The following is a 26,396-nucleotide window of genomic DNA, read 5'->3' as shown; positions in this document are numbered from 1 at the left end:
CCAAGCTGACCCGCGTCCCATCCACTTCTCAACTTGATTCCAACCGCTCTCCGCAACTCTTGTGACTACCCGATCGGGGAGGCGGGCGGGCGCGGCGACCGCGACGGTGCCGGATGCCTGGTCAAGGCCACCACGCGCTGTCAATCAGGGGCCAGAGCACATGCGGTCGGCACTGGTCCGAGGCGTTGACACGCAACCGGTCGCGGTCACCGACCGAACACATCAGAAGGGGACACCATGCGCATCAAGAGGTTGGTCAACCGGTCACTTCTCGTCGGCGCGATCGCTGCCGGCAGCGCGGTGGCATTGCCGGCTGCCGCCGAGGCCTACACCTGCAAGTGGACGTATGTGAAGACCATCGGCGCGGGTACGGGTGCCGCCGCCAACATCTATGCCAAGGACTGCAAGGACGGCCACTACGTGAAGGGCAAGATCTACGACAACAAGGCGGACGGGCGCAACGCCGTGGTCACCATCGGCTACAACGACTGGGGTACGTGGGACGGCAAGGGCGACACTGCCAACTACTCCTACAAGGCCAAGACCTCCAAGAAGTCGCTCAAGGTCAAGGTCAAGGCGTGCAAGTGGGATGCCGCTTATGGGCCGCTCTGCAAGACCACGGGGACCAGGACCGTTAAGTTCTAGCAGCGAGTGCCGTGCAGACGTGATGGAGGAGCGGGCCCCGCTCCTCCATCGCCCTTTTCACAAGCAGGAGACTTTCACAAGCAGGAGACGAGTGCCGCCGATGAGCGACCTCGATGAGATGGATCGCAAGATCGCGCGGTTGCGGGAGCTCACAGAGGACACGACCCGCCCTTCCGTTCACGAGAAGTGGGCGGTTCCTGTCGGCAGTCGAGGTAGGCGTCCAGTGCGGCGGCGCCGGTGAGCATGGCGCGGCTGAGGGCCGAGAGGCGGGCATGCCAGTCGCGCAGCGTCGACTCAAGGGGCGCGATGCCTCCGGCGGAGCGGACTTGGGCGATGAGCGGGGAGATCTGCTCCAGCAGGTAGCCGCCTCGTCTGAGCTGGTGGATGAGCAGGACGTCGCGCACGTCGGCCGCGCTGTAGACCCGGTAGCCCGTTTGCGGGTCGCGGCGCGGGTGGACCAGGCCGGCGCGTTCCCATTTGCGCAGGGTGGCCGGGCGGATACCGAGCCTCTTCGCCAAAGGGCCGACGAACGTGTCGCCACGTTCTTGCGGTACGGGACTGAGGTCGTGAAGCGCGGCTTCGACGGCCTGCAAGGTGCGGCGGTCGTCGAGAAGCTGGGCGTGACTTTCGTCGATGAGCCGGAGTGCGTCCTCGGTCGCGTCGCGGTTGACCGCCTGCATGATCGACGCGGCCGTCTGGTGGCCGTGCCCGGGCACGAGGGCGAGGAATGCGCGCAGGGCTTGCGCGTGCAGCGGCGTGTAGGTGCGGTAGCCATGCGGAGTGCGGTCGGCGGCCGGAAGGATCCCGTCCGCCTCGTAGTTCCTGATCGCTTGCGTGGACAACCCGTGCCGACGCGCCAGGTCAACCGGCCTTAGGTGTTCACCGTTTTGAAGGTTTCGCCGCACTGTCCTGCCAATATCGCGAATAAGTTTCAATCGTTGGTTCAACGATAGCGTTGAGGGCATGACTGCTGCGATCAAAGACGCCGCCCATGTCGTCGACGTTGCCTCGGTTATGGGGCTGCTCCCGGCTCGGCCGCGGTTGCTTGCATTGGGTGAGCCCACTCACGGCGAGGACGTTCTGCTTGAGCTGCGGAACGAGCTCTTCCGGCAGCTCGTCGAGCGAGAGGGCTACCGGACGATCGCGATCGAGAGCGATTGCATGATGGGCCTGGTCGTGGACGACTACGTCACATCGGGCACGGGCACCCTCGACGAGGCCATGGAACGCGGCTTCAGCCACGGGTTCGGCGCGTCCGCGGCCAACCGCGAGCTTGTGCGGTGGATGCGCGCGTACAACAACGGCCGGCCCGCATCAGAGCGGCTTCGCTTCGCCGGTTTCGACGGCCCGCTGGAGATCACCGCCGCCGCCAGCCCTCGGCAGGCTCTCACTGCACTCCATGCCTACCTCACCGCCAGGGTTGACGCGGACCTGCTTCCCTGCACCGCGGAAACGCTCGACCGCCTGCTCGGCGCCGACGACCGGTGGGCCAATCCCGCCGCGATGATGGACCCGTCCGAATCTGTGGGACAGACCCCCGAGGCCGAACAGCTGAGGCTGCTCGCCGACGATCTGGTAGCCCTGCTTGACACGCAAACGCCACACCTGATCGCGGCGTCCTCACGCGACGGTTGGGACCGGGCACGCCTGTACGGTCGTACCGCCATAGGGCTGCTGCGTTACCACTTCTGGATGGCTGACACGTCACCGAGCCGCATGGCAGGGCTGCTGGGGGCGCGGGCTTCGATGATGGCCGCCAACCTGCTGGCCATCGCCGAGCGGGGTCCGGCGCTGGTGCACGCGAACAACGGGCATCTCCAGCGGGACAAGAGCTCGATGCGGATGGGCGACCTTCCGCTGGAATGGTGGAGCGCCGGGGCGATCGTCAGCGCCCAACTGGGCGAGGAGTACGCCTTCATGGCCACGGCCCTCGGCACGATCCGCCACCGCGGCGTGGAGACTCCACCCCCGGACACCATCGAAGGACTCCTCTACGCGCTCCCGGAAGACCGATACGTGGTCGACGCCCGGCAGCTAAGCGAAATCCTCCGCGACGTGACTCCCCCTCCCCGCGAGTCCCCCTGGTACGGCTACTCCCCGCTGGATCCGGCTCACCTGGCGAGCAGTGACGCGATCGTGTTCGTCAAGGACGTACCCGAGGGGCAGATGTGGTGGCCAGTGGCGTAATCGTCGTCCAGGTGGCGACCGGGCCTCGTCGAGGCGGTCCAGGTCCCTGGGGCGAGCGGCGGCGTCGCCGAGCCCGAATCGGTCGAGCAGTTCTTCCGCGCGCCGGACGGCCGCACGCTTGCAGGTCGAGCAACCGGCCGATCAGCACGAGGTTGCCCAGGCCGGTCAGCTCTTCGTCGAGCGTGGCGTATTGCCCGGTCAGCCCGATGAGCAGCCGCACCGCTGCGGCGTCCCGGACGACGTCGACCCCAGCACCGTTCCGGGACGAGCGTGCAGATCGACCCCGGCCAGCGCCGTGGTGGTGCCGAACCTTTTGACCAGCCCCTCGGTCTGGAACGCGTAGTCCTCCATGCGCCTGTCCTCCTCTCCCGATCCCGTCCTCCGGTCTCTGGAGCGACGATCACTTTCAGATGATGACATCATTCAGATGGTGAGAGTATCTTAAAGGATGTTGCCGATGGGGATGGAGTGGTGATGTCCAGGCTGACGCAGGCCCAGCGGCAGGCACGCACACGCGCATCGGTGCTGGCGTCGGCCATCGGTCTGACCGGCACCAACGACCGGACCGAGGCCGCAGCGCGGATCCAGGACGGGGTGATCGTCGCCCGAGCCCACGGGCGAGGCGCCGCCCACGCCGTCGCCACCGCGCACGCCACACGGTCACAGAGAGCAGGAACATGACCACGCCTGGATCCTTTTCGACCGACGACGACCTGCTGGTGCTGCACGCCTTGCGCTGCTGTGGCCACACGGGCGCCGCACGCCTGGCAGCCGTCACCGGCATGGACGAGTCCGCGGTCGAGTCCGAGCTGATCGATCTCGCGGTCGCCGGGCTCGTCACCTATGAGCCCGGCGAGTTCGGTGCATGGGGGCTGACGGACGCCGGCCGCGTCGCAGACGCCCAGCGCATCACTCAGCAGCTCGAAGCAGCTGGCGCCCGCGCGGCCGTGACCGCGGCGTACGAGCGGTTCATGGTGCTCAACCCGGAACTGCTCGATCTCTGCACGGCCTGGCAACTGAGGCCCGTCGACGGTGTCATGACCGCCAACGATCACAGCGACTCCTCTTACGACGCCCGCGTTCTCGGCCGGTTCACCGACCTGGACCGGCGAGCCGCAGCGGTGTGCGCCGAACTGGCGGCGGCGGTGCCCCGCTTCGGCCTCTACCGGGACCGCCTCAGCCACGCCCTCACCCGTGCCGCCTCAGGACAACTGGAGTACGTGGCCGACCACATCGCCTCGTACCACACCGTGTGGGCCGAGCTGCACGAAGACCTGCTCGCCACCCTCGGGATACCCCGATGAGATGGATCCGTCCGATCTCGGCGCAGGTCGAGGAATCCGCCGAGATCCTGGGCGCCAAGGCACACGGCCTCGTGGCACTGCACCGGCTGGAACTACCGGTGCCCGCCGCGTTCGTCATCACCACCGAGGCCTGCCGGGCCTTCCTGCGCGAAGGGAGCCTTCCCGCCGGGCTCGGCGCGGAACTCGTGACCGCGATGAGGGGCCTGGAGGCGGCGACGGGACGGCGGTTCGGTGCGACGCGGACCCCGCTGGTCGTGTCGGTCCGCTCAGGGGCGAGCGTGTCGATGCCCGGCATGATGAACACCATCCTCAACCTGGGCCTCACGTCCGAGGCGACGGCGGGCCTGGCGGCTGAGACCGGGGACGCGCGGTTCGCGCTCGACTCACGGCTGCGGATGCTGTCCGGCTTCGCCTCCGCGCTCACCGACATCTCGGACGGCGGCGTGTCCGCCGCTCTCGACCGGGCCGCCGCGCGATCGTCCGATGACGAGGAAGGTCGCCTCGCCGACGAGATCCAGGCGGCCCAGCAGCTCATCCGGCAGCGATGCGGCCAACCGCTCCCCGATGACGCGCCCCGGCAGCTGGAGCTGGCAGTCGGGGCCGTGTTCTCCTCATGGGACGCGCCACGCGCACGCACCTACCGCGAGCTCCACGACATCCCGCACGACCTCGGCACCGCCGTGATCGTCCAAGCCATGGTGTTCGGGAACCGCGACGACCGCAGCGGCACCGGAGTCGCCTTCAGCCGCGACCCCAACACCGGCGAGAACGTCCCGTTCGGCGACGTCCTGTTCGGGCACCAGGGCGAGGCCGTCGTCTCGGGCCGATCACCGACCCGCCCCCTGGACGAACTCCACGCGCGAGAACCCGCCGTGTGGGCCGCCCTGACCGACGCCCTCACCCGGGTCGAGAAGCACTACCGCGATGCCTGCTACGTCGAGTTCACCTTCCAGGCCGGCCGGCTGTGGCTGTTGCAGACCCGGCCCGGCCGGTACACCGGCGCAGCCGCGGTACGCGTCGCGACCGACCTGGCCGACGAGTGTGTGATCACGCGCCACGAAGCGCTGCGCAGGGTCTCGCCTCGGCACCTCCAGCACGCCCGGACCCCGCGCATCGCAACCTCTGCGCGGGCCGACGTCCTGGCCCGAGGAGCGGGGGCGTGCCCCGGCGTCGCGGTCGGCAGGGTCGCGACCACGACCGATGCGGCGGTGCGGATGGCCGCCGACGGCCCGGTCATCCTGGTACGTCCGGAGACCTCCCCGCACGACATGCGCGGCCTGGCCGCCGTGGCGGGAATCGTCACCGCGCGCGGAGGGCCGGCCAGCCACGCCGCAGTCGTCGCGCGGGCGATGGGAAAACCCGCCGTCGTCGGCATCACCGGCCTGTCGATCGACGCCGCCGGCGCCTCGGTGACGGCCGGCGGGCGCACCCTCGGCGAGGGCACTGTCGTCACCGTCGACGGAACCACCGGAACGCTCGCCCTCGGCAGCCCTCCGATCACCACGGATGCCGCCGACATGCATCTGCACCGGCTGCTGGCATGGGCGGACGAGGCGTCGGGCAACCGCACCGAACGCGATGAGGTCCAGCGCCTCAACGCGGCCCGCGCCGCGCTCGGTCACGCACCTCCGGAGTGATTTATCTCGCCCCTGCCGCCCCGCCCTCACGGCCGTACGCCGGGTCCGAACCCCGTCCAACGCAGGCCGGGCGGCAGGTGGCCCATGTCGTTGTACACCAGCACCGCCGGCGCCGCACCGTCGTGGTAACGGATCGCCGTGACCGCCGCGTTCCCGCAGTCCAACCCGAGCCACCGCACCGGCGGCGCGTCCAGAGCGTGCCGCACCAGCCAGGCCACCGGATAGGCATGCGTCACCAGGACCTCGTGCGTCTCGCTCTCGGCAGGACGGGCGAACCGTTCGACCAGTGAGTCCGCGAGGCGTGCGCCTGCCGCCGCCTCCGCGGCGTCGTAACCGTCGAAGAACCCGGCCCATGCCGGGGGGACCCGCTCCGGTACATGAGGCACATGATCGACCAGCTCGGCCGCCTCCCGTACGGGAACGCGCGGCAGGCGCTCGCCGATGATGCGCGCCGAGCGCACCGCGCGCGGCAGGGGCGAGTGCCACACCACGTCGATCGGCAGGCAGGCGAGCCGGTCGGCCACCAACTCCGACTGCCGCCGCCCGACCTCGGTCAACTCCCCGAATGGGTCGGCCGCGCCATGCCTCACCACGTACAGATGCCGTGTCGCCACCAGCACTTACCTCCACGAACTCAGATGATAAAAACATCCAGATGTTCATGTCATCTAACCAAAGGGTGGGGGCTGGGCAATTTCGGGGACCGCCGTCCACCTACCGCCGAGTTGGCCCTCCATGCCCTCGCGGTAGCGCCGGCGCAGCTGCCCCCGGTTGGCGAACGGTCGGCGGGCGCAGCCCGCTCCATATTGACTTGACAGCATGTCCGGTCAACCCTCATGCTCAATTTAACCGTACATAGTGTCCTATGAAAGGGTGCACCGACATGACTGGCCTGCCAGTAGTCCAACGTCTCCTCACCGCACTGGCGATCATCGTCGCCGGGCTCGCGACCGCAATCCCGGCGAACGCCGCATCGACCACGTCCGTCCATGTCAGCGGCAACACGCTGTTCATCGTCGGGACGTCCGCCGGGGAGACCGTCAACATCGGGTTCCAGTTCGGGGGGCGGCTCACGGTCGACTCCGACTCGGGGATCTCCCCGGGAGCCGGATGCTCCTCCCTTGGGGCGAACGTGGTCTCGTGCTCGACGAACGTGCAGTTCATCGACGCGGGCATGATCGGGGGCAATGACACGTTCACCAACAACACCTCGTTGCAGGCGTCCGTTCTAGGCGGCAGCGGCATCGACACCCTGAACGGCGGATCCCGCCGGGACGGGCTCAACGGCAACGGTGGGGATGACATCCTGAACGGCAACGGCGGGGATGACATCTTGAACGGCAGCAGCGGGGTGGACATCGCCAACGGGGCGAGCGGGTTCGACACCTGCACCGCCGAGACCGAAAGCGGCTGCGAAGCCTGAGAAGGTGCCGACCCGCTGCCCGTTCAGTCTCGTAGCGGTCTGCTGCCCCCGGTTCGATTCGACGTCAGGCGCCCCGGCTACGTGCAGCTGGGGCGTCCGGCGTCCGGCACACGGTTCGCTCGGCCATGTCCACCAGGATGTCGACCGCCTCATCGACAGTGAGCCCCTCACGCAGCTCACCCTCCCGCTCCAGGCGTTCTTGGTTGTCGTAGGCGATCACCAAGGGGACAGCGCCGCCGCTGCCGCGAATTCGGCGGACGATGGCGCTGAGCACGTCGGCCAGTTCTGGGGAGATGACCAGGAGCCGTTCGGTGTCGGTCTTGGACGGGGCGATGTGCAGCAGCGGGATGAGTTCCCTGGTGGTCAGGGTGTATTGGACGCAGCTGTGGTGGCTGAGTTCGGTCAGTTCTTCGATCCGGATGCCGGTGTGGCGCAGGATCTCGACTGCGGTCCAGGTCCAGAAGCCTCGGTGTTCTTCCTGCGTGAGATAGCGCCGCTCTCCTGTGGAGGGATCATCAGACCAGACCCGCGCGCCGCTGCCGCTGGTCAGGACCCGATCGGCTGAGCTGCTGGCCGGCTCCAGTGAATTCCTCGCCCGGGGCGCTGGCCTGGGCGGCCTGGAGCAGTTCGGTGTTGCCTCGCCGGGCCTGGTCGGCGCGGCCACCAGGACGGGCAGGACCGGCATCCGTTCTCGGGTCCGTTGATCGGTTCGGGCCTTGCGGTGCTGGAGGTCCTTGGTGTGGGACGCCTCCTCAATCCTGATGGGGCAGGGAGCCACCCAGGGCCCCCAGCGGGCGGGGTCGGCTGTGGCCCAGTGGGCGATGTCGAGATAGAAGTGCCCGACTCATCCCGCGCCCCCCGGACCGAAAGCGTCCGGGGCTCCGGCTCCGCCTACCCGCCGTGACCCGCGCCGACCAGGCCAGATTGGGGCGGGGCATTACCGGCGCGGGCGCGGTTCCACGGCCTGGGCACGTTCGGGAGCAGGAGGCCCAGTCAGGACGCTGATAGACCTGTCACTGGCGCCCGAACACCGGCGCAGGCACGGCGCGATAGGTGACGCACTGAACAGCGGACACATTGACGTCGCGCGGTTTCGGTGGCCGCTGCGACGGGCTATCGCGGTTTGTCGGCCTGCACGATCGCCGAGTGGAGGCCGTCGCCGGCGTCGCTGGTGGCGGTGATGGTGATGTGGGTGAAGCCGGTCGCGGTGAGCAGGTGGCGGTATTGGCCGGCGGTGAGAGTACCGCGGGCGCAGCCGACGCGCTGCTCGGCGGCCGCGCGCAGTGCGGGTTCCAGGTCGTCGTCGGCGATGACGTCGCTGATGCCGAGGCGGCCGCCAGGGCGCAGCACGCGGAAGGTCTCGGCGAACACGCGGGACTTGTCGGCCGACAGATTGATGACGCAGTTGGAGATGACGACGTCGACGCTGGCGTCGGTCAGCGGGATGTCCTCGATGCGGCCGTGCAGGAAGTGCGCGTTCTCCAGGCCGGACTGGGCGGCGTTGGCGCGGGCGAGTTCCAGCATGTCCTCACTGGCGTCCAGGCCGTAGGCGGTGCCGCCGGGGGCGACACGGCGGGCCGACAGGAGTACGTCCAGGCCACCGCCCGAGCCAAGGTCCAGCACGGTCTCGCCCGGCTTGAGCTCGGCGACGGCGAGGGGGTTGCCGCAGCCGAGGCTGGCGCGCAACGCCGCCTCAGGGACCGGATCGGTCTCGGTGTAGGCGGCGGCACCGAAGCACCCTTGTTCGAACGAGTCGGCGTCGCAGTCCAAGGGTGTGCCGCCGGCCTGGGCGAGGCGCGCCAGGCCGGAGTAGCGCTGCACCACCGGGTCGGGGACGCGATCTTGGGTGGGCCGGTCTGTCATGAGGGGTCTCCGTTCGCCGGAGGGCAGGTGGGAGTGGCGGGTGCGGGGCGGCCCATGACCAGGTCCGCGGCCGTGGGGAAACAATCCACGCAGGCGTCGTTGATCCGGTAGTAGCGGGCGGTGCCGCGGGCATCGGCGAGCACGAAGCGGACCTCGGCCAGGATCTTCAGATGGGCCGAGACGGTGGACTGGCCGACCTGGACGGCCTCGACGATCTCGCCGACGTTCATGGGGCGGGCCTGGCGGGCCAGCAGCGACACGATCTGGACCCTGGTCGGGTCGGCCAGCGCCTTGAACCAGGAGGCGTATTCGGTGGCGGTGGGCCTGTCCAGCGGCCCTTTGTGCGTATCCATCGTTCATCGACGATAAACGATAGAGCACTGGAAGGGAAGTGGCCGCCGTAGTACTCGGGAAGGATCGGGCGGATATGGCGGCGTAGGCTCCCGAACCGGGGTCTTTGGACTCCGGTGGGAGGTTGCTGGTGGTCGCTCCGGTGTTCACTGACGAGGAGTTGGAGGGGCTGCGGCGGTTCCCTGAGATCGGCAGGGAGGAGCTGTTCCGGTTTTTCACCTTGGCCCCGGCGGACGTGGCGTTCGTGGATCCGGGCCGGGGGGCGGGGCCCTGCGGATCGGCTCGGGCTGGCAGTGGCGTTGTGCACGTTGCCGTGGCTGGGGTTCGTGCCGGACGATGTGGCGTCCGCGCCGCTGGCGGCCGTTGCGCGGCTGGCCACGCAGCTTCAGGTCGATCCGAAGGTGATTGGGGCGTATGGGCGGCGGGCCAAGACTCGCACGGATCATCTGCGGCTGGCGGCGCAGTACCTGGGGTGGCGGGCGGCGACGGCGCTGGAGTTGGAGGAGCTGGATGAGTTCCTGCTGGCGCGGGCGATGGAGCATGACTCCCGACGCTGCTGTTCCCGCTTGCGTGCGAGTACCTGATCTCGGCGAAGGTGATCCGGCCGGGTCCGGTTTCGGTGGTGAAGCGGGTTGGGCAAGGGCCCGGTGGAGGCCTCGCCGGCGGCGGTGAAAGCCGAGATTGCCAAGCTGGAGTTCCTGCGCGCGATGGACGCGCACCGGCTGGATCTGTCGGTGTTGCCGGCGGAGCGGCGCCGGTTCCTGGCCACGGTGGGGCGCCGGTTGACGGCGCAAGCGCTGCAGCGGCGCGATCCCGAGCGCCGTTATCCGATCTTGTTGACGCTGCTGGCGCAGTCGGCGACCGAGGTGCTGGACGAGGTCGTGCAGTTGTTGGACCAGGCGGTTTCGGCGCGGGAGAGCAAGGCCGAGCGCAGGATGCCGGCGCGCTGGCCGAGCGAGCCAAGACCGGGGAGGATCGGCAGGCGCTGTTGGACGCGATCTTGGCGGTCGTCGCTGATCCGGCGGTGCCCGATGAGGAGGTCGGCGGCCTGCTGCGCGGTGAGCTGGTCGGGTGGAAGCGGCTGCGCGCGGCGCAGTCGGCGGCGTTGCCGCCGCTGCCCCGCGACCACGGGCATCTGGCCGCTCTGGACGCCTCGTATGGGTATCTGCGGCAGTTCACTCCGCAGGTACTGGAGGCGGTTCCGCTTGCGGGCGGCACCGCAGCCGCCGACCTGTTGGCGACGGTGGAGATCCTGCGGGACCTCAACGCCAGCGGCGCCCGCAAGGTTCCTGCGGGCGCGCCTGCGGGATTCGTGCCGGCGCGCTGGCGCGGCTATTTGCAGGACGCGGCCGAGGCCGACGACACCAGCGCCTTCCGGCACTACTGGGAGCTGTGCGTGCTGCTGGCGCTGCGCGATGGGCTGCGGTCGGGGATGTGTGGGTGCCCGGCTCGCGCCGCTACAGCGACCCGGCCGCCTACCTGCTCACCTCCGCCAAGTGGGCGGGTCAGCGAGTGGAGTTCTGCCGGTTGGTGGGCAAGCCCTACGATGCCGCGGCGGGCCTGGCCCGGGTCGAGAAGGAGTTGCACACGGCGCTGGGCGAGCTGGAGCAGACCCTAGCTGCGGGCGACGGCCTGGTCCGCCTGGATGAGGGGGGCGATCTGGTGATCTCCCCGTTGTCGGCCGAAGACGTCCCGGCCGAGGCGGTCGCGCTCAAGGCCGAGCTGACCGAGATGCTGCCGTTCGCGCCGATCGTGTCACTGCTGATCGAGATGGACAAGCGCACCGGGTTCTTGGGCTGCTTCACCCACGCCGGCGGCAAGCAGGCCCGCAGCCCGGAGCTGAAGCGGAACCTGATCGCGGTGCTGATCGCCCAGTCCACCAACCTCGGGCTGACCCGGATGGCGGACGCGTGCGGCATCTCCCACGACATCCTGGCCTGGACCGCCGAATGGTACGTGCGTGAAGAGACGCTGCGGGCGGCGAACCTGGCGCTCATCGGCTACCACGGAAAGCTGCCGCTGACGGCGGTGTTCGGGTCGGGCACGTTGTCGTCCTCGGACGGCCAGCGGTTCCCCACCCGCGGTAAGTCCGTCACCGCCCGCGCGCTCAGCAGGTATTTCGCCCATGAGGGGTTGTCGACGTACACGCATGTGACCGACCGGCACACCACCTACGGCACCAAGGTGATCGTGGCGACCCGGCGGGAGGCGCACTACATGCTGGATGAGATCCTCGGCAACGCCACTGACATCCCGATCACCGAGCACGCCACCGATACCCACGGGGTGACCCTGGCGAATTTCGCGCTGTTCGACCTGCTCGGCCTCCAATTGTCGCCGCGGATCCGGGACCTGGGCAAGATCACCCTGTACCGGACCGGCCCGAAGGCGCAGGTGTCGGCGGCGTTCCCGCTGGCGGGGCCGCTGCTGGCCCGGCGAGCCAACACCGCGTTGATCGCGGCGCACTGGGACGACTTGCTGCGGCTGGCCGGGTCGCTGAAGTTCGGGCACGCCACCGCCTCGCTGCTGGTCGGCAAGCTGTCGGCGTCGGGCCGGCAGAACGCGCTGGCCGCGGCGCTGAAGGAGTACGGGGCGCTGCGCCGCACGATCTACGCCGCCCGGTACCTGTCGGATGCGGCGTACCGGCGCAAGATCTCCCGGCAGCTCAACAAGGGCGAATCGCTGCACGCGCTGAAGCGGGACCTGCTGTACACCCACGAGGGCGCGGTGCGCGCCCGCCACCTGGAGCAGCAGACCGAACAGGCCTGGTGCCTGACGCTGGTCACCAACCCCGGATACGACCTGGACGACCGAGTACTACGGGCTGGCGGTGGCCTCGATGCGCGCGGCCGGCCGCCGCATCGACGACCAGGTCCTGGCCCACATCTCACCCGCGCACAGCGAGAACATCAACTTCTTCGGCTCAATCGACGTCGACATCGAAGGCGAACTCGCCCAGCTCGGCCCCACCGGTTACCGGCCTCTGCGCGTCCGCGACACCCTGTTTTGACCCTGGGCCAGCTGATAGGGCCGGGCCGGGCGAGGTCAGCCGCCGCCGTGGCTTCGTTGGTGAGAACGGGAGCCGGATGTCGGTCAGTGGCTTCCGAGATCGTCAGTCGGTGTGGACGGTGTTGGCGAGTGGGGGAGCCACCCTGAACGACTCAGATCTGGTTCTACGCGCCACTTCTGGCCCCACTTACCAGCGAGAAGTGGCCCCACCCCGGTGAGGCGGATTCATGTTCGGGCGGGACTTGGCCCCACGCAGAACTGGCTTCTCTACCCGTCGTCCAGAGCGACGACCGCCTCTGAGAAGTGCCCGTCGCGAAGCGCCTGCCTGGGGATGAGGAAGTGCAGTGACCCTCCCTCGGCGAACTCCCAGTCGCCGAGGTTGCTGGAGAGCCGGAGGAGGTGGGTGTACTCGCCTCTGAGGTCCGGGAGCGGATCACCCGGCTGTACCGAGGGCGGCCAGCCGAAGGCTTGGTCCATGTTCCCCGACGTCGGGTAGTGCTCGCCCGGGAAGTCTCCGGCGAACAATTCGGTCACCTGCTCACTCGGGTCGCAGATGTTCGGGAGGTCAGGGCCCGGGTCGAGGCCGAAGCCTTCGATGTAATCCTCCAGCGTTGCGCCCCACCACGGGTCGGGCAGCGTCAGGGACGGTTCGGCGCGCAGCGCAACGATCGCGAAGGAGTCATCGTCGGGTGGCCTGACCTCGACGGCTCTCGCGGGGTCCGCGGGGACGATCTGGCAGACCTGGAGATGGTCGATACCGAAGAAGTTGAGCAGACCTGGCCGGATGGGCAGTTCGTCCCCGAGCCACGGCGCGAGTTCGTCGGTGTCGAGTACCGCGAACAGGTCGAGTGGGAGGTCGTCGTCGCGCGGCCAAGGCGTGCCCGGGTTCAGGAGGGCCGGGCCGCCCAGTCGACTGCGTCCCGCCGCCGGACGGGGGCCGCCGGCCGGGCTGAGCCCGAACCCCGGTCTGGCCAGCGCGGCCAGCTGAGAACCCAGGTGTTCACCGAGGAACTCCACGCACACCCTGCGGATGAAGGTCATCTCTGACTGATGATCCATTCACGGTATCCCAGCACATTCCGCCGACAGTGTTGGACCGCTGATACCCGCCGCCGCTCGGAGAGTGGCAGGTGGGGCCAGAACACGCGCGAACGTGGGGCCACTTCTCACTCTTGAGACCACAGATCGCAGTGCTGGCGGGCCAGGCCGCACAGCCACGGTGTGGCGGCTATGGGTGGAGCGTCCAGGGACCCTTGTGACGGCGAAACACCGGCGACTGGGAACAGCGAGCTTCGTATCGTTCCTGCAGACGGCTGTAGTCGTGGCCGGGGAAGAGCACGGGGAGGGCCTCCAGCGTCCTGTCCAGCTGACTGACCGTGGACCGGAACTCCCCGTCACAGAGGTCGACCTGGGTGAACAGATACTGCCAGCCCGGGGCTCCCTTCATCAGGAGCAGGTTGTCCAGGTAGGACTGGTAGTCGAGCTCCAGCAGCTCCAGCCGCTGGTGGTTCATGTCGTAGAACCACAGCTCCCGGCTCTGGGCGCCGGCAGGCATCCGCACCGCGGTGAGGCGGCCCGATCCCGGTGCCTCCTCCAGCGTCTTCAGCTCCCACTCCATGATCTGTCGTTTGTCTGGCGGCAGCCGCTCATCGGTATCGGACAGACCCCAGCCGGACAGGCAGTTGCGGAGATCTTTGAGAGCGAACTCCCCGTAGAGGTAGTGGTCATCGGTGTGCCATGCGACGTGGATGCGTTCGGTGCTGAGCAGGTAGTCCCGGACGCCCTCGACGGCGTCGTCGCCCCAGGCGGCGCCGATCAGCACGGCGTCGTCGGCTGCGAGCTGCCGGGGCGTGCCGGATCCGATCTCACACGTGGGCATGACGACATCCGGTGTGGAACGCAGTTCCCTAACGTGTGCGCGGACGCGGTCTTGGTAGCTCATGGCGTAGATCCTTACCTGGACCACCGACAGCCAACGCGCAGCCCCCACACGCCCCACATCCCACGGCCGGCTCTAACTCGTCGATGTGCATCGGGGGGTGCGTCATAGCCGCCCAGCATCGACCAGCCAAATCACAACAAGATCAACGCCGTTTGGGGCTCATGACACGGTTCTTACCGGCACCCCATCTCTTGCCACTGCGGCTCGCGATCTGGCAGAGCGGCTGAAGCCCCTTATTACGGGGCTGTGTCGGCGTGCCGGAGGCTGCTGAACACTGCGGGGGTCGTCCAGCCGCGCAGTGTCGCTTGGATCGTCGACCGGAACGTGGTCTCGGCCGTGGCGGCGTCGAGGGCGCCAGCCAGTTCGAGAGTCACAAGCCCGTGCAGGGTCACCCAGATGGAAAGCGCGATGAACGTCACGTCGCCGGCGAGGACGGACTCCGCCAAGGCGTGATCGATCGCCGCGAGGAGCGGTCGGATGGGGTCACTGGTGCCGACTGGGCCCGACGGGTCGAAGGACTGCACACCCCCGAACAACACCGTGTAGAGGTGGCGATGTTCGCATCCCCATCGACGGTATGCGGCGGCCAGGGCGTAAAGGTCGGCGAGAGGGTCATCGGAGGTCGGCACTGCCGACACGTTCTGGAACAGGCCCGCGACGGCTCTGTTGCGCACCTCTCCGATCAGGCCGTCCTTGCCGCCGAACAAGGAGTACACCGCCGTCGTCGACGTTCCGGCGGCGGTGGCCAGGGCCCGGACCGTGAGCGATTCCCGCGGACGGATGGCGAGCATCTCGGTCGCGCACGCCACGAGCCGCTCCCTGACGGTGTCGTCGTTCGTTCTCGGCCTGCCCACGACGAGCAGCTTACCCGCTCTGATAACGTTGTTTTGAAACAGCGTTTTAAAACTCAGAGGGACCCTATGTCAACGCTCGTCCGCCTGGCCGGTCGCCTTCTGCCGGCCCTGGTCGGGGTCCCGGTAGCAATCGCCGGAAATCCAAGGGATATGGGCCTGGCCTGCGCCGATGGCCGTCCTGGTGAGCGCGACGGCGCCCACGCGGATGGCTGCCGCGCGCCGCGCCGGTCTTATCCCGCCGCGTCCGGACCGGAAACCGGCGCGCGGCCGGGCGGCGTGTACCGCTCGTGACCTCGGCGGGCCGTCCAGTTGGCGGCGTGGGCCACCTTTAGCGCAGGTCGTGGCAGGCGGTGGTGAAGGTGTCGCGGATGACCAGATAGCAGGGGCAGGCGTTGGTCTGCAGCAGGTGGTGGTCGGTGATGGTGATGCGGCCGCGGCTGTAGCGGATGCAGCCGTCGTCGGCCAGGGCGCTGGCGACTTGGCTGACCGAGGTGCGGCGTACCGCCAGCATCTGGGCCAGGAATCGCGATGTAGGTGATCGGTGACTCCAGGGTTGAAGGACGCACCGGGTCCTTCCCGAGTTTGTGGGGGCTGTCCACGCACAAGGGGTGAACGCCGGGGAGTCGGCGCTCCCTGGCGTCCGCTGCTCCCTGTGTCTAGCGAATCCAGAGCAGGTACCGGGGGTAGACGGCGGGACCCCCGTCCGTGCACTTCGCTTCCCATCCCTCACGCTGATACGTCTGCTTAGCGTCGGTGCACTTTGACATGGTGGGGTACCTGGCGACGTTCGTCCAAGCGGCGGCCTGTGCCGGGGCGCTCAGGCCGGCGACCGCCGTCACGGCGATCCCGACGGTGGCGACTGCGGTACGGATGCGCATCTGGCGTCCTTCCGATGGGGGAACTCGGACTCACGCAACGACCGTTCCGGCATCGACCGGCACGCTCGCGCGACCCGCCGGGGACACGCCGCAAGGCGCCCCAAAGGGCTGTTGAACAGCACCGATCCGCTAAACGATCATGACGTGACCAAGATCATGATGCCCCGGCCCCCTGACTCGCGCAAGGGCCCCTGGCACTATTTCGGCCCCGACGCCACCAGCCCGAGGGCGGCGGGGCGGGCTTTGCTGGTCGGGTAGCCGTGTTCGCGGAGCTGATCGCAGCGTCCGGCGGCGTTGAGTGGCTGGCCGGCGCGTTGGCCGGGGAAGAGCCATCGCGTGGCCGGGTTGGTGGCGGTGTTCATGTTCCGGCGGTTGGCGGCTTGCTGCAGGAGCAGGTTGGCGAAGGGTTCGGGGACCGGGTGGGTGGATCGCCGAGCTGGAGGAACACCTGACCGTCGCGGTTATGGACGTCGTTGAAGGTCAGCCGCGTGAGACGGCTGACGGGTTGGGCGTAGAGAAGCATGAGGAGGGCGGCGACCCTCACCTCCAGAGGTGCGTCGGTGGAGGTGGCCGCCCCCACACCACCAGATAGATCACCTCTGCCGAATCCACAGCCCATTTGTCCGCCCGGCCACCACCGGCCGCCAGCCCTCATGCGATTCGGGCTCCTCAGCCCCGGCACCGGGCTGATCGGACAGGCCGAGGGCAGCAACGCGTTCACCGCCGCCGACCTCGGCAGCGACACCGCGTCCGCCTACTGTGCGCGCGACGCGCACCGCATCCCGGTTGAGGACACGGCACAGAACTTCTCCTTCAGCCCCGCCGCCAGCCTCCGCGTCCAGGAGACGATCAAGGACTCACCCTCCATCGCCCCGCAGCTGAGGCGCTCCCGGACCCCCGCGATGCTGATGATCGCCGAGTGCTCCTCCCAGGTCCGCCAGTGGGCGACCGCCATCCTTGCCAATGACCCCGCCATCCAGCGCACGCAGTTCATGCGCGGAGTCGGACACCACATGTGGAACGGCCTCGACGACAACGACGAACGAGCCGTCGCCACCATCACCGCATTCCTTCAGGACAAGCCCGCACCCCTGCCGAACCACCCGACCCGCAGCGAGATCCCCGCCTTCCTTGGCGAGCACAAGTGACGACGGCCTGCGGCTAGTGCCCGTCGGGCTGGCCGGGGAAGAAGGCCCAGAACTCCTGAAGCTACGGCGAGCCGCAAAGTAGGTATTGATGTGGCGGTCTACCTGGGGGCTCAGGGTGGCGGGGACTGATGGTCAGCGGGTGCGGCGGCGGGCGGCGGGGTCGGTGTCGGCGGTGACGGCCGCGGAGGTGTGTTCGCCGAGGCGGACATAGGCGCCGAGGCTGGCCAGGTGGGCGTGGCGGGATTTGGCCTGGAGTTCGGCGGCGGTGCGGCCGGCGGCTGCCAGGTGCTGCAGCGCGGAGTGGCGCAGCTGGTGCAGGGTCCAGCCGCGGCCGTGCGGGTCGGGGGCAGCGGTGGCGGTCTTGAACAGGTATTCGGCGCGGGGGTAGGACAGGCGGCCGCTGCCGGTGGCCCAGTGCACGTACTCGATCGCGCCGCCCTTGGAGGTCACACGTGCGCGCCGGAACTCGGGGTCTAGGTCCTCGATGTCCAAACTCAGGATCTCTTCGGCACGCGCGGCAGTCTCGTACAGCATTCGCCACAGCACCCGCTCGCGCAGCCCGTGGGCGTCGTCGGTCAGCAGCTTGTCCAGGCGGGCACGGGGGATGGCGCGGTCGCCGAGGCGGGCGGGTCTGCGGCGCTGGAGCCGGCGGGCCGGGTTGGTTTCCAAGACCGCTTGGCGCTGTGCCCAGGTGGTGAAGGAGGTGAGCGCCGACAGGTGCCGGTTCCAGGTGGCGGCCGCCGCGGTGTTCCAGAGGTCCATCACCGCGGCGAAGTCCTCAGGCGTCAAGTCGGCGACGGGGCTGGCGCCGCCGGCGAGGTCGATCAGGCGGGCGAGGGTGTCGTCGTAGCTGGCGCGGGTGGTGGCGGTGGGGAGGGAGTCCAGGTAGCGGTCGACGGCGGCCGCGAGGGTGCGGGCGCTGGAGAGGCCGGGCCGGCCGGGGAAGGCGACGCCGGACACCGAGGACCTCCGCAGGGACGATGTGACACATAACGTTGCCGAGTCGCCTGCGCCGCAGCGGATGGCGAGCTGGGCGGACGCGGGCCGATTCGGGTCAGTGTGACAGGTAATGCAGATTCTGTGTCACAGCCACAGCGGGCCCGAACCGCACCCATCAGGACGGCCGAGCCGACTGACCGCAGGCCGACAAGTACCCGGCCCTGACTGATACCGGGTGCCGTCTTCGCGGTCAGCCATATCCGCCCGATCTTTCCCGAGTACTACGGCGACCCCGGGAAGTGGCCGCGCGGGATGGACAACCTCCACGACTTGACGGGGTCGTTTTACCTCAATCATTATTGAGTCAATTATGGTTGAGATGAGCGGTGTGGAGCGGCGGGCGGCGGTGCACGCCGCGCTGGGTGAGCCGGCGCGGCTGGCGATTGTGGACGCGTTGCTGCTGGGTGATGCCTCGCCTGGCGAGCTGAGTGCCGAGCTGGAGGTGCCGTCGAATCTGCTGGCGCACCATCTGCGGGTGCTGGCCGAGGCCGGGCTGGTACGCCGGGTGCGGTCGGAGGCCGACCGGCGCCGTTGGTATGTACGGCTCGTCCCGCAGGTGCTGGCCACGCTGTCACCGGCGGCATGGACGCCGGTGGTGGCGGCGCCGCGGGTGGTCTTCGTGTGCACTCGCAATTCAGCCCGCTCGCAGCTGGCGGCGGCGTTGTGGACGCGGCGCAGCCGCGTTCCGGCGGCCTCGGCGGGGACCCGTCCCGGCCCGGGTGTGCACCGGCGGGCGATCGCGGTGGCGCGCCGCCACGGCCTGACACTCGACCCTCAGCTGACCCGCCATGTCGGTGACGTGGTCGACGTCGATGACCTGGTCGTGGCCGTCTGCGACAACGCCTACGAAGAACTCGGCCATCAGCACCATGAGAGGCAGAGGCGGGTTCCGATGCTGCACTGGTCGGTGCCCGACCCGGTCGGTGCCGACACCGACGCCGCGTTCGAGGACGCCTTCACCGAGCTCGCCGACCGTGTCGAACGGCTCGGCGCGGCCGTCGCCTCAGACCGCTGACGTTGGGAGCATCGATGACCGAGATCTACCGCCGCGACGATGTGAGCGTCGACCAGCAGCACGCCTTGGCCAGCGCCGCCCGCAGCCTGGCTGAGGAGTTCTCCGGCACCTTCGACGCCGAGACCATCGATCGGTTCCTGCACTCCAGTTTTGAGCAGTTCGCCGGCCGCGCCAGCGTTCCTCACTCTCTGCCGCTGCTGGCCGAACGGTTCGCCCGCCAGCGCCTGCACGCCCTCGCCCGCGTGGAGGGCACCACCGGCACTCCGATCGTGCTGTTCTTGTGCGTGCACAACGCCGGGCGGTCGCAGATGGCGCTGGGCTTCTTCAACCACCTGGCCGGGGACGGCGCGATCGGCTGGTCGGGCGGGTCTGCGCCCCGCGACCAGATCAACCCAGCTGCGGTGGAGGCGATGCGCGAGCGCGGCATCGACATCACCGGCGAGTACCCCAAACCGTGGACGACCGAGATCGTCCAGGCCGCCGACGTCATCGTCACCATGGGCTGCGGCGACGCCTGCCCGGTCTTCCCCGGCAGACGCTACCTGGACTGGAGCCTGGACGACCCGGCCGACCAGGGCGTGGCCGCGGTCAGGCGCATCCGCGACGAGATCGAACAGCGCGTCCGCGGGTTGCTCGCCGATCTGGAGGTCCCCGTCCGCGCCTGACCCCTCTGCAAGCGCCGCACCAACGCGCCTGCGCATCAGCCGTTCCACCGGTACTCCTCACCAGCAAAGGCCGCAGCCCGTGACTGCTCCATCCAACCCCGCCACCTCACCGGTCGGCCCCACCCCAACCGCCACGCATGCCGCACAGCCGGCCGTGGAGGCCGGTTCGGCGTCGTTGCCGCGCCGGGCGCTGGCCGAGGCGCTGGGCACCGCGTTGCTGGTCACGGTGGTCGTCGGGTCGGGGATCATGGCGGAACGGTTGTCCCCGCATGACGTCGGGGTCCAGTTGCTGGAGAACTCCATCGCCACCGCGTTCGGGTTGGCCGCGTTGATCCTGGTGTTCGGACCGGTATCGGGAGCGCATTTCAACCCGGTCGTCACCGCTGTCGACTGCATGCTGCAGGGCCGTCCGTTGCGGGACGCGGCCGCTTACATCCCAGCACAGGTGCTCGGCGCGATCGGCGGAGCAGTGCTCGCCAATCTGATGTTCGACCTGCCGGCCGTCACCACCGCCCAGCATGACCGCGCCCAGTCGCACCTGTGGCTGGGTGAGGCGGTCGCCACCCTCGGACTGGTCATGCTGATCTTCTCGCTGGTACGCAGCGAGCGAACCGCACTGGCCGCCCCGGCGGTCGGCGCCTACATCGGCGCCGCCTACTGGTTCACCTCCTCCACCTCGTTCGCCAACCCGGCCGTCACCACCGGCCGCGCGTTCAGCGACACCTTCGCCGGGATCGCCCCCGCCTCGGTGCCCGGCTTCATCACCGCCCAACTGGTCGGCGGCGCCATCGGCGCGGCCCTGGTGCTGGCCCTGTATCCGGCCAGGCCCGTCCGCCGCTAACGGCCCACCGACCCTCATGGTCGCCCGCAGAGGGAGCAATGCCGAGCCAGCGCCCTGACCGCAGAGGCAGACGCCACCCGCTGCCCCCGCGGCCGGGTCGGCTGCCGACGCGGCCCCGGGGTCAACGACGATAAACGCGCCGCGATCCTGGCTCGCCAGCGGCGTGGAGAATCCATCCGCACCATCGCCGCCAGAGACAAACTCTCCATCGGCGTCGTCCATAAGCCTCTGGCAGAAGCCCAGCCAGAAGCTGGTCCGAAACAGTAACCGGCCCCAGCGGCCCGGTTTCACGCGTGAAAGCTGGCCCCATCTTCCGGTCGCGCATCTTCCAGTGATCGCGCTGGCTGCTGGCGGGGCCGGTGGACTGGCACTGCACGTACGCCGCGTTCCAAGTGATCGTCCCGACTGCGACTTCATAGACCAGGTGCTCAGGCGACAACCGGGCACGCCCGTCCGGGGCCTGGGGCGTTCGTCATCTCCGTCAGGGGCGCAACGATAGGCGCTCCACCGCGCCGCACGCGGTGCCTTTCGTCCACACGCCGCCAACTGCGCTCGGCCGCCAGTTCCGCGACCTCCTCTAGCTGAGGGGTGCGCCCCAACACCAGCCGTCGTGAACGAAATGGAGTCGAGTTCATGTGAGGGCAGGGTAGCCAACGCCCCGGCCGCATCAGTCTGAAATGATCACACCGACCTCGATCCCGACCACGCTCTGTACACACCCTTACGTGACTCTGCGTGGTGCCAAACTCATCGACATTCAGGGCCCGTCGATCGCCAGTCGGTGCCCGAACTCATCGACAAACGGTGCCGCTACTCAACGACAGAGCCAGCGCATGGTCTGGCCCGGCCATAGGTGCGGCTGACGGCCAGCTTCGCGTGTGTCGTCTGCTCGCCGCATTCGCCGCAGACTCGGCGCCGCAGACTCCAGGGCGGAGGGGACGTACCGCGCCCGCGTCGCACCTGTGCGTCACCTAACGACGAAACAGTCCACGCCAGGCAATCGCAAACGGGCACTTCAACGGGTTGCGTGAGGCGGGCTGGACTGAGGGTGTCTCACGCAGAACCGGCGAGCTGGCACCCATCATCGCCCGGTGTTGAAAGAGCGTCGTGAAACTCGTGAGGTCATGACGTCGCTCGCGCAGGAGCGAAAGGCCAGGCCATGCGGTTGATCGCGCGGATGGTCGGGGCATTGTGTGATCTGTGGGGAGTACGACCGGTTCCGCGCCGGGGCGGTACGGGTGCAACAGGCGCACCCGCACGTCGAGCTGTTCCTGGTGTGGACCGGCCCGGCCGCCTCGATCACTCTGGACGTGATCCGTACCCGGCCGGTGTACCGCGGCCGCGGCCTGGCCGAGGCCGCCCTGCCGACGTCATCGCCATGGCCGAGGAACTCGGGGTTCTGGAACCTGGTTCCAGGATCGGGCGTCGAAGGCGGCGAGGGTCGGCGGTGTGTGAGGGAGGGGTGGTTGGTGGACCCGCAAGGCTGGTGGGGTGTTCTGCTCCAAGGCACCATCTCGGCGGTGGTCGGCGGTCTGGTGGCGGCGTTGACCGCCTGGGCGGTGGTCTCGGCGACACGGCGGCATGAGCGCCACACCGCGCTGCGTGCTGAGGCCCGCGCGTCGGCGGTGCGCATGTATCACCTGGCGGGCGAGATGTACGGGGCGCTGTGCCGCCTCGCCGACGGAGAGGCGGTGCCGGTTCCGACCACCGAGGGTCGGGAGTGGCTGGTCAACGCCACCGGTCTGGAGATCGCGATGTTCGCCCTCGACGGTGACCTCGGCGCGCGCATGTCGCAGGACCTGGGAGAGGCCCGTCGCGCGCTGGAGCGCCTCAATGTCGCCCCTGAATCGCGAGACGAGAGCGCGCAGGTCGCCGCAGCCAGCATGTTGCGGCTCTGTGACAGCTTGGCGGACTGGCTCATGGACGGCCGCCACCGTGCAGCGACGCGGACGAGCTGAAAGGGGTGCAGCCGGAATACACCAGAAAGGGGCCGCGGCGGGACGTTTGCCGAGGTCAGCGGTGACGGCGGCCAGGGTCCTGCTTGGCGAGGGCTGCGCCGACGGCTTCGGTGCTGACGTTGGTGTAGATGGCCAGGCTGCGGATGTTCTCGTGGCCGGACAGCGCCATCAGCATCGGGGCTGACCAGCCGTCTTCGGCCAGGTGGGTGAGCCGGGAGTGGCGGAGCTGGTGGAGGGTGAAGCCGCGTCGGCGGGGGTCGTGCTGTTTGGTGTCCTGTTTGAACAGGTACTCGGCGCGCTCGTAGGAGAGCCGGCCGCGGCCGGTGTGCGGGCACAGGTCGGCGGCCGCAGGCGTGCGCGCGGGCGCGGGTCGGCGATCGGCCAGGAACAGCGGCCCTGATGTGCGGCCGCTGATGAGGCGGGGCAGCAGGCGGGCGGTGCCGGACTGCCAGTGGATCCACCGGACGGTGCCGCCTTTGCCGGTGATCCGGCCGCGTTTGTTGTCCAGGTCCAGCTCTTCGATGTTGAGCGCCAGGACTTCGTCGGCGCGGGCGGCGCTCTCGTACAGCAGCCGTCGCAGGGTCTTCTCCCTCAGCGCGACGTCCCGGCGGTCCAGGAGCGCGGTGACGATGTGCCGGTCGACGGCGCGGGTCCGGTCGCGCTGCTCGGGTCGCCGCTCGATGAGCCCGGCGAGGTCGGTGGTGACCCAGCCGCGGCCGGGTCCGGCCGCCCACGCGGTGAAGGAGCGCAGCGCCGATCGGTGCCGGTTCCAGGTCCGGGCCGCCGCGCCGTCCCACGCCGCGGCGAAGACCCCGGCGGCCTGCTCGGCGGTGACCTGGGCGAGCGGGACGGTGTCGCCGAGCTCGCGGCACAACCGCCGCAGGGTCTGGTCATAGGAACGGATGGTGTCGGCGTCCAGGTCGCGGCGGGCCAGGAACGCCTCGGCGGCTTCGCCCAGGGTGGTGCTGGCCAGCGGGACGACGTCGGCGATCATCAGGCAGGTGGCGTCGGGAGAGCGAGTCTTTCGGTCTCCGCGCGGAGGCGCTTGAGGGTGTACGGGCGGGGCTTGACATCGATCAGCTTGTTGACCTGCTTGCGTGTGATGTTGACCGCCAGGACGGTGATCGGGCCGTCTCCGGTCAACGGTCGGAGCACCAGGTTGCCGACTGTGTCGGGGTGCGCTCTCAAGCCATCGGGCGCGAAGTCGAGCCTGTGCTCGGTGCCGTCGGGGTCATCGATGGTGTTGTGAAAGATCTGGTGGATCGCGTCAGCGTGGCGGGGGAGCTGGCGGCGTGGGGCCTGCTCGTTGTAGGCGGCCACGCTGTCGTAGCTGGCCTGGAGGGGATGGTAGGAGAGAAGCTTGTTCTCGAACCCGTCGTTCTCATCGGTGAACGACCGGTTCTCTCGGTCCCGTTCGCTGGCCAGGGCAGCCAGGGCCTCGGCGTCGCCTTGGACGAGCAGCGCGATCCGCGTCGCGGCCTCGTCGGGCGCGGGCAAGATCCCCCCGCCTAGATCCTCGGTGTAGGACAGCTGGCCCGATGCGTCGTCGCCGACCTCGCCGTAGAACCAGCCGCGTTCCTCGGTCCAGCCGAGCCATAGTCCGCCCGGTTCCACCTGTGGGCCGGGGCCGACCGGTGCGGCCGGTTCCAGGTAGCCGTTGCGCGGCTCGTTGGTCTCGGCGCCCCAGTCGGCCAGCTCAACACCGGCCGCCTGCACCGCCGCGGCCACCGCCTCGATGTAGGGCTCATGCACCCGGTGGTAGGACAGTCCGCTCACGACGACGATCCCGTGGCATAGGGGTCGACGCCGAACCGGGCGGCGAACTCCTGGTGGACCAGCATGCTGAGACTGCCGCCCTTGGTGCGCTTGGCGAACCATTCCAGCGCCTCGGCCCACGCGGCTGCGGCCGGGTCAGCGCTGTCGGTCAGCGCTGCGGCGTACTCCTCGGCCCAGCCGCGGATCTGCGCCCGGGCGTCGGCACCGGGACCGTCGTCGAGGGTGTCGACGAGCAGCCGGGACGCGGCGGCGTCCAGGGTCTCACCGGGTTGCTGGTTCTTCGTCAGCTTGCCGAGGTGGTAGTCGTCGAGTTCGAGCTGTGTCTGGATGAGCCCCGTGAAGCACCTCTGATGTGACAGGGAATGTGTTGGCTTCGACCGTACGGGCCGCCTACGACGTCCGAGGTGAGAACGCCTGAGCCGGTTGCGACCGGATGTGGTCGTGACAGGGAATGGGCCATTCCCTGTCACATGATGGGGTGGGTCGCCGTAGTACTCGGGAAAGATCGGGCGGATATGGACGATCGCTGCTGGTGAGCGACTGTCACTGCGTCGCCGTTGGTTGGCCGCGTTGGAGGGTTCGGTACACGGTGGCGCGGGAGACGGTGAACACGTCGGCGAGATCGGCGATCGTGTACTCACCGGTGCCGTACATGCACACGAGCTCGCTCGACCACTCGGCCAGCTGACCGCCGGTTCAGCTCGTCATCACCGCACCGACATCGAACTCCGTGCCGAACGGGTCCGTGATGTGAGCGACCCGCCCGTAGATCATGTCGTAGGGCTCGGCCGAGGTCCCACCCGCGTCGACCGCTCGCCGCGCCGCCGCATCGGCGTCGTCCACCTGGAACAAGGTCCCCCAACGGGACTTCGTGGCCTTTGGGTCACCGGCGATGCCGCCGATCTCGTGGCCATCCGGTCTGCGCAGGAACGTGAAGTCGAGCTCAGGCATGTCCGGGTTGGCATCCAACGTGTAGCCGAAGACCGCGACGTAGAAGTCGCGCGCGGGCCCGGATTCCGCGGTGACCAGGTCGTTGCGGAGCAGGGCGTTCGGCTCGTTGACGATCTCGCAGCCGATGTGGGCACCGGCCTGCCACAGTCCACACTGCGCACCGGTGGTGTCCTTGATGATCGCCGTCCGGCCCTGGTCCAGCACGTCCATCGGACCGGTGATGATCGAGCCGCCCGCGTCCCGCGCTCGGGCGGCCGCGGCGTCACAGTCATCCGTCGCGAAGTAGACGTTCCACCAGAAGTCCGTGGCGTCGGGATCGGGGTTCGGCCTGATGGCCGCGACGGGTCTGCCCCGTAGCAAGCACTGGGTGTAGTGGCCGAACTCCGCCGGTCCCACATCGAACTCCCAACCGAACAACGCGCCGTAGAAGGTCATCGCGCGGTCGAGATCCGGGATGCCCAGGTCGATCCAGGTCGGTGTGCCAGCCGGCTGCGTGGTGGTCAGCTCGCTCATCGTCTCTCCTTGTCGTGTCCCCATCTTGTCCCACATGACCCCGGAACCTAAAGCACCGGTGCAAACCCAGCTCACACCGACGAGCGTCGGCGAGTCATGCTCCATCGCACGGGCCAGCAGGAACTCGTCCAGCTCCTTCAACTCCAGCTCGCCCGCCGGCCGCCACCGCAGATACTGCGCCGCCGACCGCACATGATCCGTCCGCGTCTTCGCGCGCCGACCGTACGAGCGGATCGCATCCGAATCGACCTGAAGTTGCTCAGCCAGCCGCGTAATCGCCGCCCGCGGCGCGGACGCCACGTCATCGGGCACAAACCCGAGCCACGGCAGAGTACACAGGGCCACCGCGAGCCCAAGCCGATCGGCCGGACCGCGGCCCCGGCCAGGATCAATGAACGCCACATCAGACGGAGTGAGGGTGAAGAACCGAGCCAGCT

At 68.9% G+C, this 26,396-nt stretch carries 31 protein-coding genes; 13 read left to right on the top strand and 18 right to left on the bottom strand.

Features of this window, described 5'->3' with window-relative positions; genetic code table 11:
* Nucleotides 1–237: 237 nt before the first annotated feature.
* The gene (locus F8566_RS09330; RefSeq protein ID WP_151559583.1) at nucleotides 238–645 is read left to right on the top strand and encodes a hypothetical protein; all 408 of its coding nucleotides are present in this window, start codon (nucleotides 238–240) and stop codon (nucleotides 643–645) included.
* Between the two features lie 149 nt (nucleotides 646–794).
* On the opposite strand, the gene F8566_RS09325 is transcribed toward F8566_RS09330, so the two are convergent.
* Nucleotides 795–1,550 carry a TioE family transcriptional regulator gene (locus F8566_RS09325; protein ID WP_151559582.1) on the bottom strand — a complete coding sequence of 252 codons (756 nt, stop codon included), beginning with the start codon at nucleotides 1,548–1,550 and terminating at the stop codon, nucleotides 795–797.
* Nucleotides 1,551–1,608: 58 nt separating this feature from the next.
* Between F8566_RS09325 and F8566_RS09320 the strand changes: the two genes are divergently transcribed.
* Nucleotides 1,609–2,832 carry an erythromycin esterase family protein gene (locus tag F8566_RS09320; RefSeq protein ID WP_151559581.1) on the top strand — a complete coding sequence of 408 codons (1,224 nt, stop codon included), beginning with the start codon at nucleotides 1,609–1,611 and terminating at the stop codon, nucleotides 2,830–2,832.
* Nucleotides 2,833–3,030: 198 nt separating this feature from the next.
* On the opposite strand, the gene F8566_RS52860 is transcribed toward F8566_RS09320, so the two are convergent.
* Entirely contained in the window at nucleotides 3,031–3,183 is a 153-nt protein-coding gene (locus tag F8566_RS52860; protein ID WP_404800283.1) for a hypothetical protein, read from the bottom strand.
* Nucleotides 3,184–3,306: 123 nt separating this feature from the next.
* Here F8566_RS52860 and F8566_RS09310 point away from each other — a divergent pair, with 123 nt between their 5' ends.
* Genes F8566_RS09310 through F8566_RS09300 form a run of 3 tightly spaced genes read left to right on the top strand, consistent with a single transcriptional unit; the run spans nucleotide 3,307 to nucleotide 5,773 of the window.
* Nucleotides 3,307–3,513: a hypothetical protein gene (locus tag F8566_RS09310; protein ID WP_151559580.1), complete on the top strand. Its 207-nt coding sequence runs from the start codon at nucleotides 3,307–3,309 to the stop codon at nucleotides 3,511–3,513.
* Nucleotides 3,510–4,136, top strand: coding sequence for a transcriptional regulator (locus F8566_RS09305; RefSeq protein WP_151559579.1), 627 nt, complete (start codon nucleotides 3,510–3,512; stop codon nucleotides 4,134–4,136). Before F8566_RS09310 ends, F8566_RS09305 begins: the two co-directional genes overlap by 4 nt.
* On the top strand, nucleotides 4,133–5,773 hold the full coding sequence (locus tag F8566_RS09300; protein ID WP_151559578.1) for a pyruvate, phosphate dikinase: 1,641 nt from the start codon (nucleotides 4,133–4,135) through the stop codon (nucleotides 5,771–5,773). Before F8566_RS09305 ends, F8566_RS09300 begins: the two co-directional genes overlap by 4 nt.
* 26 nt (nucleotides 5,774–5,799) lie before the next feature.
* Here the strand turns inward: F8566_RS09300 and F8566_RS09295 are convergent, their stop codons facing one another.
* Nucleotides 5,800–6,387 carry a histidine phosphatase family protein gene (locus F8566_RS09295; RefSeq protein WP_151559577.1) on the bottom strand — a complete coding sequence of 196 codons (588 nt, stop codon included), beginning with the start codon at nucleotides 6,385–6,387 and terminating at the stop codon, nucleotides 5,800–5,802.
* Between the two features lie 269 nt (nucleotides 6,388–6,656).
* Between F8566_RS09295 and F8566_RS09290 the strand changes: the two genes are divergently transcribed.
* Nucleotides 6,657–7,196, top strand: coding sequence for a calcium-binding protein (locus F8566_RS09290; protein WP_151559576.1), 540 nt, complete (start codon nucleotides 6,657–6,659; stop codon nucleotides 7,194–7,196).
* A gap of 64 nt (nucleotides 7,197–7,260) precedes the next feature.
* Here the strand turns inward: F8566_RS09290 and F8566_RS09285 are convergent, their stop codons facing one another.
* From F8566_RS09285 to F8566_RS09275, 3 genes are all read right to left on the bottom strand, one after another.
* On the bottom strand, nucleotides 7,261–7,881 hold the full coding sequence (locus F8566_RS09285; RefSeq protein WP_151559575.1) for a hypothetical protein: 621 nt from the start codon (nucleotides 7,879–7,881) through the stop codon (nucleotides 7,261–7,263).
* Between the two features lie 428 nt (nucleotides 7,882–8,309).
* Nucleotides 8,310–9,059, bottom strand: a complete 750-nt coding sequence (locus F8566_RS09280; protein ID WP_151559574.1) for a methyltransferase domain-containing protein — start codon at nucleotides 9,057–9,059, stop codon at nucleotides 8,310–8,312.
* A complete protein-coding gene (locus F8566_RS09275; RefSeq protein WP_151559573.1) occupies nucleotides 9,056–9,412 on the bottom strand; it encodes an ArsR/SmtB family transcription factor in 357 nt (118 codons plus the stop codon). Before F8566_RS09275 ends, F8566_RS09280 begins: the two co-directional genes overlap by 4 nt.
* 114 nt (nucleotides 9,413–9,526) lie before the next feature.
* Here F8566_RS09275 and F8566_RS52620 point away from each other — a divergent pair, with 114 nt between their 5' ends.
* The gene (locus tag F8566_RS52620) at nucleotides 9,527–9,994 is read left to right on the top strand and encodes a DUF4158 domain-containing protein (RefSeq protein ID WP_225993002.1); all 468 of its coding nucleotides are present in this window, start codon (nucleotides 9,527–9,529) and stop codon (nucleotides 9,992–9,994) included.
* 239 nt (nucleotides 9,995–10,233) lie between these two features.
* On the opposite strand, the gene F8566_RS50985 is transcribed toward F8566_RS52620, so the two are convergent.
* Complete coding sequence (locus tag F8566_RS50985; protein WP_225993001.1) at nucleotides 10,234–10,545, bottom strand: hypothetical protein; 312 nt, start codon at nucleotides 10,543–10,545, stop codon at nucleotides 10,234–10,236.
* Nucleotides 10,546–10,850: 305 nt separating this feature from the next.
* Between F8566_RS50985 and F8566_RS53255 the strand changes: the two genes are divergently transcribed.
* Nucleotides 10,851–12,566, top strand: a complete 1,716-nt coding sequence (locus F8566_RS53255; RefSeq protein WP_264159296.1) for a transposase — start codon at nucleotides 10,851–10,853, stop codon at nucleotides 12,564–12,566.
* A gap of 120 nt (nucleotides 12,567–12,686) precedes the next feature.
* On the opposite strand, the gene F8566_RS09265 is transcribed toward F8566_RS53255, so the two are convergent.
* The 5 genes from F8566_RS09265 to F8566_RS49720 all read right to left on the bottom strand — a co-directional run bounded on the left by F8566_RS09265 (nucleotide 12,687) and on the right by F8566_RS49720 (nucleotide 16,455).
* Entirely contained in the window at nucleotides 12,687–13,478 is a 792-nt protein-coding gene (locus F8566_RS09265) for a DUF1963 domain-containing protein (RefSeq protein ID WP_151559572.1), read from the bottom strand.
* Nucleotides 13,479–13,647: 169 nt separating this feature from the next.
* On the bottom strand, nucleotides 13,648–14,361 hold the full coding sequence (locus tag F8566_RS09260) for a hypothetical protein (RefSeq protein ID WP_151559571.1): 714 nt from the start codon (nucleotides 14,359–14,361) through the stop codon (nucleotides 13,648–13,650).
* Nucleotides 14,362–14,597: 236 nt separating this feature from the next.
* Nucleotides 14,598–15,215, bottom strand: a complete 618-nt coding sequence (locus F8566_RS09255) for a TetR/AcrR family transcriptional regulator (protein WP_151559570.1) — start codon at nucleotides 15,213–15,215, stop codon at nucleotides 14,598–14,600.
* Nucleotides 15,216–15,543: 328 nt separating this feature from the next.
* Nucleotides 15,544–15,945 (bottom strand): helix-turn-helix domain-containing protein, encoded by a 402-nt coding sequence (locus F8566_RS50975; protein ID WP_225993000.1) that lies wholly within the window; start codon nucleotides 15,943–15,945, stop codon nucleotides 15,544–15,546.
* 345 nt (nucleotides 15,946–16,290) lie between these two features.
* Entirely contained in the window at nucleotides 16,291–16,455 is a 165-nt protein-coding gene (locus F8566_RS49720; RefSeq protein ID WP_192809600.1) for a hypothetical protein, read from the bottom strand.
* A gap of 291 nt (nucleotides 16,456–16,746) precedes the next feature.
* Here F8566_RS49720 and F8566_RS09245 point away from each other — a divergent pair, with 291 nt between their 5' ends.
* Nucleotides 16,747–17,241, top strand: a complete 495-nt coding sequence (locus F8566_RS09245; RefSeq protein WP_225992999.1) for a hypothetical protein — start codon at nucleotides 16,747–16,749, stop codon at nucleotides 17,239–17,241.
* 132 nt (nucleotides 17,242–17,373) lie between these two features.
* On the opposite strand, the gene F8566_RS09240 is transcribed toward F8566_RS09245, so the two are convergent.
* On the bottom strand, nucleotides 17,374–18,201 hold the full coding sequence (locus F8566_RS09240; RefSeq protein WP_192809599.1) for a tyrosine-type recombinase/integrase: 828 nt from the start codon (nucleotides 18,199–18,201) through the stop codon (nucleotides 17,374–17,376).
* Nucleotides 18,202–18,559: 358 nt separating this feature from the next.
* Here F8566_RS09240 and F8566_RS09235 point away from each other — a divergent pair, with 358 nt between their 5' ends.
* The 4 genes from F8566_RS09235 to F8566_RS09220 all read left to right on the top strand — a co-directional run bounded on the left by F8566_RS09235 (nucleotide 18,560) and on the right by F8566_RS09220 (nucleotide 22,719).
* Nucleotides 18,560–19,255: an arsenate reductase/protein-tyrosine-phosphatase family protein gene (locus tag F8566_RS09235; RefSeq protein ID WP_225992998.1), complete on the top strand. Its 696-nt coding sequence runs from the start codon at nucleotides 18,560–18,562 to the stop codon at nucleotides 19,253–19,255.
* 14 nt (nucleotides 19,256–19,269) lie between these two features.
* Nucleotides 19,270–19,920 carry an arsenate reductase ArsC gene (locus F8566_RS52615; RefSeq protein WP_151559567.1) on the top strand — a complete coding sequence of 217 codons (651 nt, stop codon included), beginning with the start codon at nucleotides 19,270–19,272 and terminating at the stop codon, nucleotides 19,918–19,920.
* A 79-nt stretch (nucleotides 19,921–19,999) separates the two neighbouring features.
* Nucleotides 20,000–20,761: an aquaporin gene (locus tag F8566_RS09225; RefSeq protein ID WP_151559566.1), complete on the top strand. Its 762-nt coding sequence runs from the start codon at nucleotides 20,000–20,002 to the stop codon at nucleotides 20,759–20,761.
* 1,193 nt (nucleotides 20,762–21,954) lie between these two features.
* Complete coding sequence (locus F8566_RS09220) at nucleotides 21,955–22,719, top strand: hypothetical protein (protein ID WP_151559565.1); 765 nt, start codon at nucleotides 21,955–21,957, stop codon at nucleotides 22,717–22,719.
* Nucleotides 22,720–22,774: 55 nt separating this feature from the next.
* On the opposite strand, the gene F8566_RS09215 is transcribed toward F8566_RS09220, so the two are convergent.
* The 5 genes from F8566_RS09215 to F8566_RS50965 all read right to left on the bottom strand — a co-directional run bounded on the left by F8566_RS09215 (nucleotide 22,775) and on the right by F8566_RS50965 (nucleotide 26,394).
* Entirely contained in the window at nucleotides 22,775–23,713 is a 939-nt protein-coding gene (locus tag F8566_RS09215; protein WP_151559564.1) for a tyrosine-type recombinase/integrase, read from the bottom strand.
* Nucleotides 23,713–24,495, bottom strand: coding sequence for a DUF6292 family protein (locus tag F8566_RS49715; RefSeq protein ID WP_192809597.1), 783 nt, complete (start codon nucleotides 24,493–24,495; stop codon nucleotides 23,713–23,715). The genes F8566_RS09215 and F8566_RS49715 overlap by 1 nt, the downstream gene beginning before the upstream one ends.
* Nucleotides 24,492–24,965: a hypothetical protein gene (locus tag F8566_RS09205; RefSeq protein ID WP_151559562.1), complete on the bottom strand. Its 474-nt coding sequence runs from the start codon at nucleotides 24,963–24,965 to the stop codon at nucleotides 24,492–24,494. Before F8566_RS09205 ends, F8566_RS49715 begins: the two co-directional genes overlap by 4 nt.
* Nucleotides 24,966–25,038: 73 nt before the next feature.
* Nucleotides 25,039–25,149, bottom strand: a complete 111-nt coding sequence (locus F8566_RS09200; protein WP_151559561.1) for a helix-turn-helix domain-containing protein — start codon at nucleotides 25,147–25,149, stop codon at nucleotides 25,039–25,041.
* Nucleotides 25,150–25,191: 42 nt separating this feature from the next.
* Nucleotides 25,192–26,394, bottom strand: coding sequence for a DUF4158 domain-containing protein (locus tag F8566_RS50965; protein WP_225993052.1), 1,203 nt, complete (start codon nucleotides 26,392–26,394; stop codon nucleotides 25,192–25,194).
* Between the last annotated feature and the right edge of the window lie 2 nt (nucleotides 26,395–26,396).

The sequence above is a fragment of the Actinomadura rudentiformis genome, from assembly GCF_008923185.1.
GTDB lineage: Bacteria > Actinomycetota > Actinomycetes > Streptosporangiales > Streptosporangiaceae > Spirillospora > Spirillospora rudentiformis.
Note: the sequence above shows the minus strand (reverse complement) of the source record. Positions and strands in the feature narration are given on the sequence as shown.